The organism is Nonomuraea sp. NPDC049784, from assembly GCF_040659615.1.
GTDB lineage: Bacteria > Actinomycetota > Actinomycetes > Streptosporangiales > Streptosporangiaceae > Nonomuraea.
Window position 1 is genome coordinate 1 of record NZ_JBFAMX010000216.1, and the last position, 16,041, is coordinate 16,041.

Sequence of the window (16,041 nt, forward strand, 5' to 3'; positions counted from 1 at the left end):
TGCCATCGGTGACCTTGACGCCGATCCCGGTGTCCGGGGCGACCTTCTTCGTGCCGTCGGCAGGCGTGATCGACAGCTTGGCCACCGGACCCTGCTCCTGCGGCTTCGCGGCAGGCCCGGATGAGCCGCCCGAGCTGCAACCCGCGGCAAGGAGCAAAGCCGCTGTGAACGTGCTGACGAGTATGGTCCGGCCGTTCCGCGTCACCAATGCCTCCCATGCCTGACAAATTGGGGCATTTCACACTAGACCGCTCATTGATGATCCGGTGCACTTCTGCCCCCAATGGCCGGAAGCATGCCGAATTCATTGACCCCCCTTTGAGGGCCGTTTAACATCCGCTTTACCTGCCCTTCCGAAATTTTCAACCTACGCGCGAAAGTTTCAACGGCGTGACCCCGCTCCCGGTGACCGCCCCACGCCAGACGCCGGGCGGCGGCAGCCCGCGCCTGGAGTACACGACGACGCTGTTCACGACCGGCCAGGTGAAGGTGTCGGTGCTGCTGTCGCCCAGGAACAACGTGCTGCCGACCGACGGGCTCAGCTACGCCGTGTCCATCGACGACCAGCCGCCCCAGCTCGTGAACGTCACGAGCGCGACCGGGGCCAACGACACGACGATGAACCGGCAGTGGGAACGCAACACCTCCGACAACGTCAACGTCACCACGACCACGCACACCATCGCGACACCGGGCGTGCACGTGGTGAAGTTCTGGATGGTGGTCCGACGGTGGTGCTCCAGCGCATCGTGGTCGACACCGGCGGCGTGCTCCCGAGCTATCTGGGACCTCCGGAGAGCCGCCGCATGTGACGTTGCCCCGCCACCGCCCCGGACGATCACGGGGCGGGTGGACTACTACCTGATCCCGGTCACCATCGAACGCTTCGCCTGATGTCACATTTCTTCCTCTTATTCCGTCTTGTCTGGTGACACACCAACCCAGTCATAGGCGGAGTGACGATGAAGGTCAGCTCACTGGCCCAGGCGCTCGACGATCGGATCGGCGGGGCCGGGTTCCTGAAGAAGGCGATGCGGAAGGTCTTTCCTGATCACTGGACCTTCCTGCTGGGGGAGATCGCGTTGTACGCGTTCGTGGTCGTCCTGCTCACGGGCGTCTTCCTCACCTTCTTCTTCAAACCGACCATGGAAGAGGTGCTCTACAACGGCGCCTACGCGCCGCTGCGCGGCGTCAAGATGAGCCAGGCGTACGCCTCCGCGCTGGACATCAGCTTCGAGGTGCGTGGCGGCCTGCTGATGCGGCAGATGCACCATTGGGCCACGCTCGTCTTCCTCGGCGCCATCGTCATCCACATGCTGCGTAACTTCTTCACCGGCGCCTTCCGCAAGCCGCGCGACCTGAACTGGCTGATCGGCGTGACACTGTTCGTGCTGGTGATGTTGAACGGACTGTTCGGCTACTCACTCCCCGACGACCTGCTGTCCGGCGCGGGGCTGCGCATCCTGCACGGCGTCACGCTGTCGATACCGCTGGTGGGGACGTACCTGGCAGCGTTCCTGTTCGGCGGCGAGTTCCCCGGCGAGGACATCATCTCCCGGCTGTTCAGCATCCACGTGCTGCTGATCCCGGGGCTGCTGCTCCTGCTCATCCCGCTGCACGCGGTGGTGCTGACCTGGCGGCAGACGCACACCCAGTTCAGGGCCAAGGGGCTGAACGACCGGGTGGTGCGCGGCGCGCCGTTCTTCCCCGCGTTCCTGGCCAAGACGACGGTCTTCTTCCTGTGGGTGCTGGCGACGGTGGCGCTGCTCGCGACGGTGTTCCAGATCAACCCCATCTGGTTGTACGGCCCGTACGCGCCCAGCACGGTCAGCGCGGGCTCGCAGCCTGACTGGTACATGGGCTTCCTCGAGGGCGCGCTGCGGATCATGCCGCCGTGGGAGCTCACCGTCTTCGGGTACACGGTGACCATGAGCGTGCTGATCCCGGCCCTGGCGGCGCCGGGGCTGCTGTTCACCGTGATGGCCCTGTACCCGTTCCTGGAGCGGTGGATCACCCGGGACCACGCCGTGCACCATCTCCTGGACCGGCCGCGCGACGTGCCGTCGCGGGTGGGCATCGGGGTCGCCGGGATCGTCTACTACGGCGTGCTCTGGATGGCGGGCGGCAACGACCTGATCGCCTCGAACTTCCACATCTCGCTGTACACGACCACCTGGATCTTCCGCGTCCTGTTCGTCGCCGGGCCCGTGATCGGGTACGTGATCGCCCGGCGGATCGCCCTCGGGCTGCAGGGCCGCGACCGGCACACGGTCGCCCACGGGGTGGAGACCGGTGTGATCGTGCGCAGCCCGGACGGCGCGTTCAGCGAGATCGAGCGGCCGGTGACCGAGGACGAGTCCGCCGTGCTCGTGCCCTCCGCGCCGCCCGCCCTGCCGGTGGCGGCCAACGGCGACGTGCCGCCCCCGGCCCGGCACCGCGTGCGCGACGCCGTACAACGCTCCTGGTCGCGCTGAGGGTCAGACCCTCTCCACGCCCCGGTCCAGCGGTAGGCCGCGGGTCTCCCTGAACGACCTCACCACCACGATCAGCGACACGGCCGCGACGCCCACCACGTAGTATGCGGGCGCGACGGCGCTGCCCGACGCGGAGACCAGCCCGGTCGCCACGAACGGCGCGGTGCCGCCGAACAGGACGTACGCGGCCGTGTACCCGATGGCCGAGCCGCTCGCCCGCACCTTCGCGGGGAACATCTCCACCAGTGCGGGCACGTTCGAGGTGCCGATCACCGACACGAGCATGGCCAGGAGCGACGTTCCGACCATCGCCCCGGCCAGGCTCGACCCCATCAGCCAGAACGCGGGCAGCGGCAGCAGCACGAAGCCCGCGCACGCCACGATCAGCATGGGCCGCCGCCCGAACCGGTCGCTGGCCGCGGCCGCGAACAGGCAGGCCACGCTGTAGGCGAGCATCGATACGACGTTCGTGAGCTGGGCCTCGGCCTTGGAGTAGCCGAGCTCCTCCGACATGTACGCGATCATGTAGCTGCTCATCAGGTAGTACCCGACGGCGTTGGTGATGCTGTAGCCGAAGAGCGTGGCGATCTGCCGGCCGCAGCGGCGCACGGCCTCGCGCAGCGGCGCCGGCTCCACCGCGTCATGCTGCTCCAGCGACCGGAACACGGGCGTGTCCTCGACCCTGGAGCGCAGGTAGAGCCCGATGGCGCCGAGCGGCGCCGCCAGCAGGAACGGGATGCGCCAGCCCCAGCTCTGCAGCGCCTCGGCCGTGACCGTCGAGGTGATCAGGAAGCCGACGCCGGAGCCCGCCACGCTGGCCAGGCCCACGGTCACCGGCACGGCGGCGGCGAAGCGGGCCCGCCGCCCCTCCGGCGCGTACTCCACGATGAACGCCGACGCCCCCGTGTACTCGCCGCCGGTCGAGAAGCCCTGGGCGCTGCGCAGCAGGAACAGCAGGGTCGGCGCCGCCATGCCCCAGGAGGCGTAGGTGGGCAGGAGGCCGATGAGGAACGTGGCGCCGCTCATGGTGAGGATGGTCAGCGCCAGCATCCTGTTGCGGCCGAGGCGGTCGCCGTACCTGCCGAAGAAGGCGGCGCCGAGCGGGCGGGCGACGAACCCGCCGGCGAAGATGGCCCAGGTGGCGAGGAGCGCGGCCGTCGTGTCGTACTCGGGGAAGAACTGCTTGGCGATCGTCGCGGACATCACCGCGTACGCCGCCGAGTCGAACCACTCGACGAAGTTGCCGATCGCGGAGGCCATGGTGACCTTGCGCCGGACGGCCACGGAGGCATGGGGGGTCATTGCTTGCTCCCTATTTCTGGTGACGGAGTCGGAGCTGGGCGCGCTGGATCTTCCCGGTCGCCGATCGGGGGAGCTCGTCGACGAACTCGATCTCCCTGGGGTAGGCGAAGCGCGAGTGGGTGGTCTTGGCGAACTCGCGGATCTCCCGTGACAGCTCCTCACCCGGCCGGTGGCCGGGCGCCAGGAGGACCCACGCCTTGACGGCCTGGCCGCGTACGGGGTCGGGCACCCCGGCCACCCCCACGTCCGCGACGGCGGGATGCGCGCGCAGCGCCGCCTCGATCTCGTCGGGGCCGACGCGGTAACCGGAGGTCTTGATCACGTCGTCGACGCGGCCGAGGAACCAGTAGTAGCCGTCCTCGTCCACACGCGCGTGGTCCTTGGTGTGGAACCACTTTCCGCCGAAGACCTCCCGGGAGGCCTCGGGGCGGTTCCAGTAGCCCAGCGGGAACTGCGGGTTGCTCCGGGCCCGCAGGCAGATCTCGCCGACCTCACCCGCGGGCACCGGCCGCTCCTGCTCGTCCAGGAGCGCCACGTCCCAGCCGGGCAGCGGGCGGCCCATCGAGCCTTCCTTGACCGGCGTGCCGGGGAAGTTCCCGATCAGCGGGTACGACTCCGTGGAGCCGTAGTAGTCGAGCAGCGTGACACCGAACTGGTCGCGGAACCAGCGGATCAGGTCGGGGGTGAGCGGCTCGTTGGCGCAGCAGATCGTGCGGAAGCGCTGCGGGTACCGGCGGCCCGCGTCGGGCACCTGCTCGCGCATCTTACGTAGGAACGTGGGGTTGACCAGGCCGGTCGTCACCCCGTTGCGCGCCATGCTCGCGAGCAGCCCCTCCGGGTCGAACCCGGCCGCCGGGCGGTAGACCAGGTGCGTGGCGCCGGCTCTGAGCGGTCCCATGAGCTTGGCTATCGACCAGGCCCACTCCCCCGCGCCGTAGAAGACGTCGCCGGGGCGCAGGCCGTGGCAGTGCTCGAACTCGTTGTGGCCGAGCAACGTGCGGTGCGCGTGCACGATGCCCTTGGCGGGACCGGTCGTGCCGGAGGTGTAGAAGATCAGCGCCGGGTCGTCGGCCGCGGTGCCGGCGTCCTCGAACTCCGGCGTCAGCAGGCCGATCGCCGGGTCGTCCACGTCGACCACGATCCCGTCGTACCCGCTCGCCCGGCGGACCGCGCCCGCCTCGGTGACCAGCACGGACGCGCCCGAGTCGGCGAGCCGGTAGGCGATCTGGTCGTCGGCCCACAGCAGGGACATGGTCACGAGCACGGCCCCGGTACGCAGAACGCCCAGGTAGGTGGCCGGGGTGTCGGTACGCTGCGGGAGCATGACCGCGACGCGGTCGCCCCGGCGTACGCCGAGGCCGTGCAGGCAGGCGGCCACCTGGCGGGAGCGGTCCTGCACCGCGCCCCAGCGGATCTCCTCGTGCGCGCCCGTGTGGTCCTCGAAGATCAGCGCGACGTTCTCGCGGGGGTGGCGGTCGGCCACGTCCACGGCCATGTTGTACCGCTCAGGAACGCTCCATCCGGTCACTTGGCGCGTCCCTTCAGAAAACGTGCCATCTCCCGCTGCGGCTCGCCCGTGGCGTACGCGGCGGCGTGCACCTTCTTGGCCGCCGACATGGAGTCGGCCAGGGCCTCCCGCTCCAGCTCCCTGAGCCGTCCCTTCGTCAGCGCCACCGCGCCGGGCGGCAGCGCGGCCAGTTCCTTGGCCTGCGCCACCGAGGCGGCCAGCACGTCCTTCTCCCCCACGAGCCTGGTCAGCAGGCCGAGCCGCTCGGCCTCCGCCCCGTACACCAGCCGCCCGGTCAACGCGAACTCGGTCGTCTTGGCGCGGCCCAGGACGTTCCACATGGCCCAGATGCCGGTGATGCTCGGGATGCCCGACAGAACCTCGGGCTGGCCCATCCTTGTGCCCGCGTGACCGATGCGCAGGTCGGCCAGGAGCACGAACTGGAACCCCGACCCGGCCGCCACCCCGTTCACCGCGGCCACGACCGGCTTGTCCAGGTCGAGCACCGCGCGGTAGAGGCGGTCGAAGCCATCGATCCAGGCGTCGGACGCGGCGTGGTCGTCGGGGTCGATCCCGGCCGTCTCGCCCAGGTCCTGGCCCGCGCAGAAGGCGCGACCCGCCCCGGTGAGGACTACGGCACCCACCTCGGGGTCGGCGCCTGCTTCGCGCAGCAGCTCGATCAGCCTCTCCCGCATCTCGGCGGTCCAGGCGTTCAGCTTCTCCGGGCGGTTCAGGGTGATCACCGCGACGGGTCCATCGCGGTCCAGCAACACACTCACAAGCGTCCCTCCGCAGGTCAACAGGCTTGCGGGGGATACAACCAGGTCTCGCGGGGCGCTGGCCAACATCAATGTGGACCCTTGGCGATATCAGAGCGATATGGTCGAGGTGATGGAGCTACGCCACCTGCGCTATTTCGTCATGGTCGCCGAGGAGCTGCACTTCGGCCGGGCCGCCGAGCGGCTGCACATGGCGCAGCCTCCGCTGTCCCAGCGCATCCGCGACCTGGAGCGGGAGCTGGGCGTGCGGCTGTTCGACAGGAGCCCGCACCACGTCGCGCTCACCGAGGCGGGCGCCCTGCTGCTGGAGCACGCGCGCGGGGTGCTCGATCGGGCGGACGCGGCCAGGGAGGCCATGCGGCGCATCCGCCCGGGCGCGTCGGGCGTGCTCAGGGCCGGCGTGCCGCCGGACACGACGCCGATGGCGCTCAGGACGCTGGTCGCCACGTTCACGAAACGCATCCCCGACGTGCTGCTGGAGCTGCACGAGCTGACCACGGCCAGCCAGCTCGCCAGGCTGCGCGCGGAGGAGCTCGATGCGGGCCTCATCCGGCATCCCTGTGACACGGTGGGGCTGGAGTCGAGCGAGGTCGTCCACCGCCGGCTCGGCGTGGTGCTGCCTGCCGATCACCGCGCCGCCGAGCAGGAGGTGGTACGCCTGCGCACGCTCGACGGGTCACCCCTGGTGATCTTCCCCAGGGAGATGGCGCCCCAGCTCTACGACCACATGCTGGAGGCGTGCCGGGACAACGGGTTCCTGCCCAGCGGGATCAGGCATGCCCGCAATCCCCACTTCGTGCACGGCCTGGTCATGTCGGGGCTGGGGGTGCACCTGAACGAGGAGCCGTACGACGGGCTGCCCGCCGGGCTGGTGTGGCGGCCGATCGACGAACCCCGGCTGACCTGGTCGACCTCGGCGGTGTGGCTGCCGGTGCAGGGCGGAGAGGTCGTCACCGCGTTCGCCGAAGCGGCCCTGGCGGGGCTGCGCGAGGTGGGGCACGTCTAGTTTTCCTCATCTGGAAAGCGGTTTTCCGTGAACCAGGTGCGCGCGGCGGTTGTCGTACTCAGTGGAACGGTCCCTGCCCGGGATCGTCACTCATGGGGAGACGCGCCGGGGGGATTGATGGACATCTGTGCGAGATCGCGCCCGCCGTTCCTGGCCGGGGCGAAGCGGGTGACGGCGGGGGCGCTCGCCGCTGCCGTGCTCGTCACGCTGACGGCCACCACGGGAGTTTCGCAGGCCGCCGCGCGGTCCGACCCCCGGCCGGCACCGTCCGATGGGTTGAGTGTGGCGCTGTTCGGGGCTTCGGAGGTCTCCCTGCCGGGCGCCTCTCTCGCGGTGCTGTCGGGGGCGCCGGAAGCGGCGCTGCTCGACCCGGTGCTCTCCGCGCCCGGCGACACCGGCTCCGTGGCCCGGCCGCGGCCGCGGGTCGACTGCCGCCACGTCAAGTGCGTGGCGCTCACGTTCGACGACGGTCCCGGCCGCTACACCGACACCCTGCTGCGCCATCTCGCGAAGTATCACGCCCACGCCACGTTCTTCGTCGTGGGCAGCAACGTCGTGGTGTACCCCCGCGTCCTGCGCCGGACCGTCGCGGCCGGGCACGAGATCGGCAATCACACCTGGTCGCACCCCGTCCTGACCAGGCTGTCCGCCGCCGGAGTGCGCTCCCAGCTCGTCCGCACCGACCGGGAGGTCAAGGCGGCCGGCGGCGTCGTGCCCCAGTTGGTCCGCCCGCCGTACGGGGCTTTCAACAAAGCCGTACGCAGGCAGATCGCCCGGCCCTTAGTGCTGTGGAACGTGGACACCCTGGACTGGCGCTACCGTAACAGCGCCACGGTGGCCCGCAGGGCGCTCAGGGCGGTACGCCCGGGCAGCATCATCCTCTTCCACGACATCCACCGCACGACGGTGGGGGCCATCCCGCACGTGCTGAAGAGCCTGGCCAAGCGCGGCTACCGGTTCGTCACCGTCAGCGAGCTGTTCGGCGGCCACGTGCCGCACGTCGCCTTCGGCGCCGCCCCGCCAAAGCTCCTGTGATCTGAACCCTTCTCGCGTCCTGGGCGTATCTCCTGGTGTCAGCGATGATCGCCGAGCAGAAAGGATGCGACACCGGCAGCAGGGACACCGCGCGGGCCGGCCGGGCTGCCGGCCTGCGCGGGCTGTAAGGGCTGGTCACCTGCTCGGGGCGAGGCTCCAGATGCGGGCCGTCTGGTCGCGGCTGCCGCTGACGGCGATCGGCCGGCCGTCCAGCAGTCCGGTCGCCACCGACCACACACAGTCCAAGGTCTTTCCCGGTTGTGGACGCGACAATGTCCACCTCTTCACGTCGGCAGGAGTCCCCACACCGGATACTACGATTCGGCAGGCCCTGGCGGATTACCCCGGAGGAGGTAGTCCTGGCACCACCTCTCAGACGGGCCGCAGCGCGATGGAGATCCGCCCGCGTGGACGCGAGCGTGGAAGGCATGAATCTCGCAGTGGTCAGCGCCCTGCTGGGCGCACTCATCGTCGTCCCTCATTCCTCCGGCCTCGAGTGGCAAGCCTGTCAGGGGGCCGAAATGGAGTGCGCGTCCGTCGAGGTGCCGGTCGACTGGGCCGAGCCGGACGGCCGGACGATCAGCGTGCGGGTCGCCCGGCTGCCCGCGACCGGGCGCAGGACCGGGACGGTGTTCAGCATCCCGGGCGGGCCGGGCGGGTCCGGGATCGACGATCTCACGTACTACGGCAAGAGCTTCGCGGGGCTGCGGGAGCAGTTCGACGTGGTCAGCCTCGAGCCGCGGAACGCCACCTCGTTCGGGATCCTGCCGCAGGAGTGCTTCGCCACCGGGCCGTGGCTCACCCGGCCCGGCAGCCGGCAGGAGTACGCCGCGTTGGGGGCGACCGTCCGCCGGAGCGCGGAGGAATGCAGGAGACGCGACCCCGGGTTCTTCGACCACCTCGACTCGGCGTCCGTCGCGCGGGACATCGACGCGATCCGCGCCGCTCTTGGAGAGGAGCGGCTGAGCTTCGTCGCCACCTCGTACGGAGGCGTGCCCGCCGTCGCGTACGCCCGGCTGTTCCCCGGCAGGGTCAGGGCCATGTACCTGGACGGGGCAGTCAACCAGCTCCGGGATCCCATGACGGAGGCGTCGGTGCGATACCGGACGTACGAGGCGCAGTTCGGGCGGTTCGTGAAGTGGTGCGAGGCCGCGGGCGTGTGCGAGCCGGGTGTGGAGGATCGGTGGCGGAAGGTCGTGGCGGCGGCCGACCGGGAGCCGGTCCCCGTCAAGGGCCGGGCGGTCGCGTACAGCGGTTTCGACCTGCAGGTCGCCGCGATGCCTAACCTCGTCGGGCCGGGACCGGCGCCCGAGTACCCGCGGTGGCGGCAGCTCGCCCAGGCCATCCGGCAGGCCGAGGGCGGGGACGCCGCCGGGTTCGCCGCGTACGTCGAGGCGGGGGTCGGGAGCCTCAAGCCGCCGTCGTTCGTGGGCATGAACGCCACCCAGTGCGCCGACGGGCTGCGCTTCGGCGGCTACCGGGAGTACCGCGCGGTGTGGGCGCTGGGCGAGCGGGTCTCCCCCAACCTTGCCGGGATGGGGCTGTGGCACCGCCTCGGCTGCGTGGGCTGGCCGACGCCGGCGACGAATCCGCGCGCGCCCCTTCCCGAGGGCCTTCCGCCGTTCCTGGGTGCGGGCTCGTGGACCGACCACGACGACACCGCCGACATCGTGCGACGGGTGCCGGGTTCGGCGACGGTCCGGTACGACGGGCACGGCCACGGGCTCTACCTCACGGGCAACGCCTGCGTCATCGCGCATGCCAACGCGTACCTGACGGACCTGCGCCTGCCCCCGGCCGGCACCGTCTGCCACCCCTGACCCCGACCCGCGCCCATCGCCGTCTGCTGCCCCTGCCTCCCGCGTCCGCCGCCCCGACGGTCGCGGCCGTTGAGGGCGGCCCCCGTGTCCGCCACCCCAACGGCCATGGCCGGTCAGGCGAGCAGGCCCGCGACCGCCAGGGCAGGCTCCGGGTGGTCGCCCAGTAGGGCGGTCACCGCTCCGTGGTCCGCCCCGCCTGCCGCCGGAGCCTGCCACGAGCCCTCGCACCCGAGCAGCCCCGCCACCGCGTCGCACGCCGCCGGATGCCCCATGAGCAGCTCGGCCACCGGCCCCGAGGCCACCGGCGCGGCGGCCTCGGCCGCGACGGGGCGGGCCGACCAGGGCGGCACCCAGGTGTCCACGGCGCCCAGCGTGCCGGGGAACGTGCGCCCCGCCTCGCGTACGAGCACCGGCACCAGCTCCCCCGCCTGGTCCCGCAGGGCCGTGATCAGCTTCGGCAGCCACGGCAGCAGCACCCGGTCGGGCAGCCGCCCGAACGCCTTCGAGATCACCTCCACCACGAAGCCCGACAGAGCGGGAACGGGCTCCATAGCCTGGACGAACCCGATGATGTAGAGCGGGAACGACGGCACGACCAGCGGGTTGGCCAGCAGTTCGTCGCACCGCGCCCGCAGCTCGGCCTGCGACAGCAGCCCGAGGTGCGAGCGCGCGGCCCACAGCAGCGCCACCTTGGCCGGCGACTCGGGATGGGACTGCTGAACGGCCAGCTCCAGCTGGGCCCGGTCGCAACCCAGCGAGATCGCGAGGCTCTCCATCGAGAACAGGAACCCCAGCATGGCCGCGACCTGCCGCACCCCGGTGTCGTCAGCCACGAAGGCGGTCGGCAGCAGGGTGCAGTAATGCGCGTATCCGGAGGTCGCGAACTCCTCGCACCAGGCCGGCAGCTCCGGCTCGTGGGCGCGGTAGTGCGCCATCAGCCGCCGGATCCTGCGCAGCACCTCGGGGGCGTCGTCCACGCTCCGCTCGGAAGCGAGCAGCTCCACCGCCCGCGCGCCCAGTTCGTCGGCGAAGCGCCGGCTGCCGAGGAAGATGACCGCGTCCTCGACCGCCGCCAGCGCGACGGCCGCGGTGGCCTTCGGGTCCCATACGGAACGGCGCAGCCGCTGCTCCAGCACCTGCTCGATGGTGACGCCCTCGTAGCCCAGCTCGATGATCGAGCGCTGGTGCTTGCCGAACGCCACGTCCCAGCTCTCCTGGATCGAGCGCTCCCCCAGCCCGCGCTCGCCCATGATGGGGCGCACGGCGTCGGACGGCAGCAGGTAGCGCAGCATCCACAGCAGGTCGGAGCAGGGCACCAGGTCGGGGTTGGCGTTGAGGTCGAGCAGCGCCCGCTGGATCGTGCGCTTCTCCAGGTCGAGCCCGAGCGGCGCGAGCCGGTCGTACACGTCGCGGGCCAGCGGCGGCAGCGCGTCGTAGCCGACCTCGCCCACGCGGTCGCCGCCGAGCAGGATCTCGCACAGCCGCCGCACGTCGCGGCGGCCCGGCACGACGTCCTTCTCGATGCACGTGACGGCCGCGTCCTGGAAGTCGTACGGGGTGGGCCTGGCCCGGTTGCGCATGCCGGCGAGCAGGATCGAGGTCTCGAAGACGGCGATGGCGTCGGCGGTGCTGGCCAGGTAGCCGTTGCGGCGGGCCAGCCGGACGATGTCGACGCTCCAGCCGAGCAGCTCGGCCTCGTCCAGCTCGTCGAGCGCCGGCGGCTTCGACAGGAACCCGGTCAGCCGGTCGGCCACCTCGCCAGGCGGGACGGGCGCGGGCAGTTTGGCCGCGCGTTTGCGCGCGCCCTTCTGCCCGGCCAGCTGGAACGGAGTCAGCTTGCTGCGGGTCAGCGACTTGGCCCAGGACGCCGCCGCGATCGACACCGAGCCCGAGGCCAGCCCGAACTGGGCCTCGATGGCCGAGTGGCTGGACGGGATGAGCCCATACAGCCACTTTGTCCCGGTGCGTGGGCTGATCTCGAAGGTCACCGTGGACTTCAGCCCGAACTGCTCGACGCGGCTGGCGGCGTGGAAGGCGCCGCACACGTAGAGGCAGTCGGCGGGGTCGGCGCCCGAGGCGGCCAGGTGCTCGCGCATCCTGGTCCACATGTAGCGCTCGCGGTCCTCGTCCACGGTCATCCTGTCGCCGCCGCGGTCGAGGCGGCGGAAGAGGCTGCCGATCAGCACCATGACCTGCCGGTACGTCTCGTAGTCCGCTCCGGCGAGCGGCTGCTCGACATACTGGTCCCACCACTCGGACCAGTGGCGCACCTTGCCGTGGTGCAGCAGGTGCTCCTCCAGCTCGGCGAAGCGGGGGCGCAGGTCGCCGATCTCCAGGCCCACCGCGTCGCCGTGCAGGCCGCCCTCTTCCGTGTGCTCCTTCTTCTCGGGCTCCTCCTTGGGCGCCCATTGGAAGACGTGGTCGGTCGACCTGTCGACCAGCACCAGCTCGACGCCCGGGGTCTCCAGCGCGTACGAGATGGCCTGGTATTCGGCGGACGCCTCCGTGATGGGCGCCACCACGCTGAGCGGCGCCCACGACGCGGGGAAGCCGTCGATGTCGGTCGCGAACGCCTGCACCGCCACCGGCAGCCGGCAGTTGCGCAGCTCGGTCAGCAGCGGCTGCAGGTCCTCGCAGAGCTCCAGGTAGATGACCTTCGGCTGCTTCTCCCGCAGTCTGCGGACCATGGCCAGCGCCGAGGCCGGCGAGTGGTGGCAGACCGGGAAGATCTCCAGCTCCTCGCGCAGCGCCCGGTCCACGTCGTCCACCAGCCCCGTCAGGACATCGGACACGACGTCGCCGCCGAACTCCCGCGCCGCCTGCGTCAGCTGCTCCCTCAGCGGTTCGAACGCGCTCATGACAGGGTGGCGATGGCCTCGCGGCCGCCCTCGAGGAACTCCGGCCACTCCCCGCCGTCCTTCTTGCTGCGGGGCTCGACGACGCCGTGCCAGTACTTGTTCAGGATCGCGAGATCCTCGGGGCTGCGCCTGGCCAGCGAGCCGACCAGGGAGCCGGCGAGCGTCTGCGCGCGCAGTGTGCGGTCGCCGAAGAACTGGCTGTGCAGGATGGCGTCCTCCAGCACGCCGATCTGCTCTGCCGTGGACAGCGCCGACTCCAGCTTCTCGTCGTCGCTGGTCGCCGAGGCGGCGGCCGAGCGCAGGTCGGCGAAGCTCTGCAGCAAGATGTCCAGCAGTGTGGGCGGGACGTCCAGCTCGATCTGGTGCCTGCGCAGCAGCTCTTCGGTGCGGAAGCGGACGATCTCGGCCTCGCTCTTCTTGTTCGTCACGACGGGGATGCGGACGAAGTTGAAGCGGCGCTTGAGCGCGGACGACAGGTCGTTGACGCCCCGGTCGCGGCTGTTGGCGGTGGCGATGATGGAGAAGCCCGGCTGGGCGAAGACGATGTTGTCGTCGTCGAGCTCGGGGATGGAGACGTACTTCTCGGACAGGATCGAGATGAGCGCGTCCTGCACGTCGCTGGTCGAGCGGGTCAGCTCCTCGAAGCGGCCGATCACGCCCTGCTCCATCGCCGTCATGATCGGCGAGGGGATCATCGACTCGCGGGACTGGCCCTTGGCGATGACCATGGAGACGTTCCACGAGTATTTGATGTGGTCCTCGGTCGTGCCCGCCGTGCCCTGGACCACGAGTGTGGAGTTGCGGCAGATGGCCGCGGCCAGCAGCTCGGCCAGCCAGCTCTTGCCGGTGCCCGGGTCGCCGATCAGCAGCAGGCCCCGGTCGGAGGCCAGGGTCACGATGCTGCGCTCGACGAAGCTGCGGTCACCGAACCACTTCTGCGGGATCTCCCGGTCGAGCCCGTCGGAGCGCTCGGAGCCGAGGACGAACAGCCGGATCATGCGGGGGCTGAGCCGCCATGAGAACGGCTTGGGGCCGTCGTCGATCGACTCCAGATAGTCGAGCTCCTCGGCGTACTTCACCTCTGCGGGGGCGCGCAGCATATCGTCACTCATAAGAGGTCTCCTAAGCGAGGAAGTTCTTGAGCTCGAAGACGAGCTTGCGGATGTGGCCTGAGATCACCGGGGTGCCCAGATCCTTGAATTTCTTGCGGAACCACGGGTCCACGCTCTCCTGGCCCGAGCTGTTGACCGAGCCGACAGGGATGAACTTCACCCCTGAGCGGTAGACCGCCTCGATGCCGTCGTAGAGCGGCTGCGAACGGTCGAACTCGTAGAAGTCGGAGATCCACACCATCACGGTGTTACGCGGATCGGCGATCTTCGGGCGGGCCATGGCCATCGCGACCGGGCCGTCGTTGCCGCCGCCGAGCTTGGTACGCAGCAGCACCTCGAACGGGTCGTGCACCCACGGGGTCAGGTCGATCGCCCGGGTGTCGTACGCGATGAGGTGCACGTCCACCTTCGGCAGCCCGGCGAAGATCGACGCCAGGATGGTGCAGTTGACCATCGAGTCCACCATCGAGCCCGACTGGTCGACGACCACGATCAGGCGGGCCGGGGTGGTGCGGCGGGCGGTCTGCCTGTAGTAGAGCCGGTCGACGTAGAGTCGCTGGTCTTCCGGGCTCCAGTTGGTGAGGTTCTTCCAGATGGTGCGCTCGATGTCGAGGTTGCGGAAGACCCGCTTCGGCGGCACCGACCGGTCGATGACGCCCGCGCTGGTCTGTTCGACCTGGGTACGCAGCACCTCGGCGACCTCGTCCACATATCTGCGGATCAGCGACTTGGCGTTGGCCAGCGCGACGCCCGACAGGTTGGACTTGTCTCTGAGCAGCTGCTCGATGAGCGACATGCTGGGCGTGAGCTGCCTGGCCAGCGCCGGGTCGGCGAGCACCTCGCGCAGGTGCATGCGCTTGACCAGGTCGCCCTCGAGCCCGGCGAGCAACGCGGCCAGCTCTTCGTTGCCGGGGCTGTGGCGCAGCCCGCCTGGCTCGCAGCCCATGCCGCGCTCGAACCAGCCCGCGTCCTGCTTCCACGCCTCCAACTGGCCGGCGGTGACGTTGCCCGAGCCTGTGGCGAACACGTTGAGCAGCAGTTTGGAGACCAGGGCCGCCCGGCGGACCTCGTCCCCTTCCTCGTGGTCCCGCTCCGCCATCAGGCCCTCGAACTCGGCGGCCAGGTCAGGGAAGCGCTGCACGAGGTTGTCGACCGAGATGCCTGGGTCGAGCAGGGCCGGCGGGAGGCCGAGGTCGTCGACGATGGCCACGCTCGCCCGCTCCAGGGTGGGCTGCTCGTCGGTGCCGAACAGGCGGGACAGCAGGCGCCAGTAGAGCACCTGGCGCCGAGTCTCGTCCGAGGCGGTCTGAGATTCGGTCATTTCCGCAGCAACCGCCCCGCTCGCTCGCGTAGCACGGCGACCACGTCGCCGGCCTTGGCCTCGGCCTTGACGACCTTGGGGTCGGTGGGGCCCATGGCCCAGTCGCCGGTGTGCGCGGCGACGGGCTTCTTCTTGACCGTGGCCTGCACGGCGAGTGGCTGCAGGAGCCATTGCCCGCCGTCCCAGCGCATCAGGCCGATGCACGCGGAGGAGGCCGACACCAGCTCGGGCGTGAGCGGCCCGCAGTCCGGCAGCCGGTCGAGGGCCACCGGGAGCGTGTTGCCGCCCAGGTCGAGCGTGTCGCCCTGCATCGTGTAGCCCTCGAGGAACACCGGCTCCGCGATGCGTACGGGATGGCGGTCGAGCGGCGCGGTAGGCGGCGCCTCGGCCGCGGCGAGCTGGACCCGCGCGGTCGCGAACGGGTCGGCCGCCTCGCCGGCTTTCGCCCGGTCGTCGTGCCACAGCAGGTCGCCGCCCGGGAGCAGCGGCATGTCGGTGATCTCCAGGCTGAGGTGCTCGGCCAGCGCGCCCATGAGCACGGAGTGGTCGCTCATCAGCCGCCACACCGAGGGACCGGAGATCGTGTCCACCTTGGCGGCCGCCACGCTCGTGCGTACGAGCCTGGAAGGGGCGCCGCCCGCGGGCTCGAGTATGCCGTGGACCTGCACCCGCACCACGGTGGCGTGCTCGTGCACGTCGGCGCCGAGGATCAGCAGCCGCCCTGAGACCGGCTCGGCGGCGCCGTTCCACGTGCCCTTCTGGGACAGCAGCAGGGCGCGCGTCCACAGGTCGGCCCAGCGGCGCACGGGCAGCAAGTCCATCGTGGC

The 16,041-nt window shown here is 70.5% G+C and carries 11 protein-coding genes and 3 pseudogenes; 6 read left to right on the forward strand and 8 right to left on the reverse strand.

Going from position 1 to position 16,041, the window contains the following annotated elements; genetic code table 11:
- Window positions 1–205 (reverse strand): annotated as a pseudogene (locus AB0J09_RS33570) (hypothetical protein); the annotation flags it as partial.
- 200 nt (window positions 206–405) lie between these two features.
- Here AB0J09_RS33570 and AB0J09_RS33575 point away from each other — a divergent pair.
- From AB0J09_RS33575 to AB0J09_RS33585, 3 genes and pseudogenes are all read left to right on the forward strand, one after another.
- Window positions 406–546 (forward strand): annotated as a pseudogene (locus AB0J09_RS33575) (hypothetical protein); the annotation flags it as partial.
- 83 nt (window positions 547–629) lie between these two features.
- Window positions 630–812 (forward strand): hypothetical protein, encoded by a 183-nt coding sequence (locus AB0J09_RS33580; RefSeq protein WP_360699637.1) that lies wholly within the window; start codon window positions 630–632, stop codon window positions 810–812.
- A gap of 150 nt (window positions 813–962) precedes the next feature.
- Window positions 963–2,474 (forward strand): ubiquinol-cytochrome c reductase cytochrome b subunit, encoded by a 1,512-nt coding sequence (locus AB0J09_RS33585; RefSeq protein ID WP_360699617.1) that lies wholly within the window; start codon window positions 963–965, stop codon window positions 2,472–2,474.
- Window positions 2,475–2,477: 3 nt separating this feature from the next.
- Here AB0J09_RS33585 and AB0J09_RS33590 read toward each other — a convergent pair whose 3' ends face one another.
- The 3 genes from AB0J09_RS33590 to AB0J09_RS33600 are packed head-to-tail and all read right to left on the reverse strand — an operon-like array spanning window position 2,478 to window position 6,062.
- A complete protein-coding gene (locus tag AB0J09_RS33590; protein ID WP_360699619.1) occupies window positions 2,478–3,776 on the reverse strand; it encodes an MFS transporter in 1,299 nt (432 codons plus the stop codon).
- 10 nt (window positions 3,777–3,786) lie between these two features.
- Entirely contained in the window at window positions 3,787–5,304 is a 1,518-nt protein-coding gene (locus tag AB0J09_RS33595) for an AMP-binding protein (protein WP_360699621.1), read from the reverse strand.
- Window positions 5,301–6,062: an enoyl-CoA hydratase/isomerase family protein gene (locus tag AB0J09_RS33600; protein WP_360699623.1), complete on the reverse strand. Its 762-nt coding sequence runs from the start codon at window positions 6,060–6,062 to the stop codon at window positions 5,301–5,303. Before AB0J09_RS33600 ends, AB0J09_RS33595 begins: the two co-directional genes overlap by 4 nt.
- A 112-nt stretch (window positions 6,063–6,174) precedes the next feature.
- On the opposite strand from AB0J09_RS33600, the gene AB0J09_RS33605 reads away from it, so the two are divergent.
- From AB0J09_RS33605 to AB0J09_RS33615, 3 genes are all read left to right on the forward strand, one after another.
- Entirely contained in the window at window positions 6,175–7,068 is an 894-nt protein-coding gene (locus AB0J09_RS33605) for a LysR substrate-binding domain-containing protein (RefSeq protein WP_360699625.1), read from the forward strand.
- 117 nt (window positions 7,069–7,185) lie between these two features.
- Entirely contained in the window at window positions 7,186–8,103 is a 918-nt protein-coding gene (locus tag AB0J09_RS33610) for a polysaccharide deacetylase family protein (protein WP_360699627.1), read from the forward strand.
- Between the two features lie 428 nt (window positions 8,104–8,531).
- Window positions 8,532–9,923, forward strand: coding sequence for an alpha/beta fold hydrolase (locus AB0J09_RS33615; protein WP_360699629.1), 1,392 nt, complete (start codon window positions 8,532–8,534; stop codon window positions 9,921–9,923).
- Between the two features lie 113 nt (window positions 9,924–10,036).
- Here the strand turns inward: AB0J09_RS33615 and AB0J09_RS33620 are convergent, their stop codons facing one another.
- From AB0J09_RS33620 to AB0J09_RS33635, 4 genes and pseudogenes are all read right to left on the reverse strand, one after another.
- Entirely contained in the window at window positions 10,037–12,781 is a 2,745-nt protein-coding gene (locus AB0J09_RS33620) for a DUF5682 family protein (protein ID WP_360699631.1), read from the reverse strand.
- Window positions 12,778–13,893: an AAA family ATPase gene (locus AB0J09_RS33625; RefSeq protein WP_360699633.1), complete on the reverse strand. Its 1,116-nt coding sequence runs from the start codon at window positions 13,891–13,893 to the stop codon at window positions 12,778–12,780. Before AB0J09_RS33625 ends, AB0J09_RS33620 begins: the two co-directional genes overlap by 4 nt.
- A 10-nt stretch (window positions 13,894–13,903) precedes the next feature.
- Complete coding sequence (locus AB0J09_RS33630; protein WP_360699635.1) at window positions 13,904–15,214, reverse strand: VWA domain-containing protein; 1,311 nt, start codon at window positions 15,212–15,214, stop codon at window positions 13,904–13,906.
- Window positions 15,211–16,041, reverse strand: a pseudogene (locus tag AB0J09_RS33635) (hypothetical protein); the annotation flags it as partial. The pseudogene AB0J09_RS33635 and the gene AB0J09_RS33630, both read right to left, overlap by 4 nt.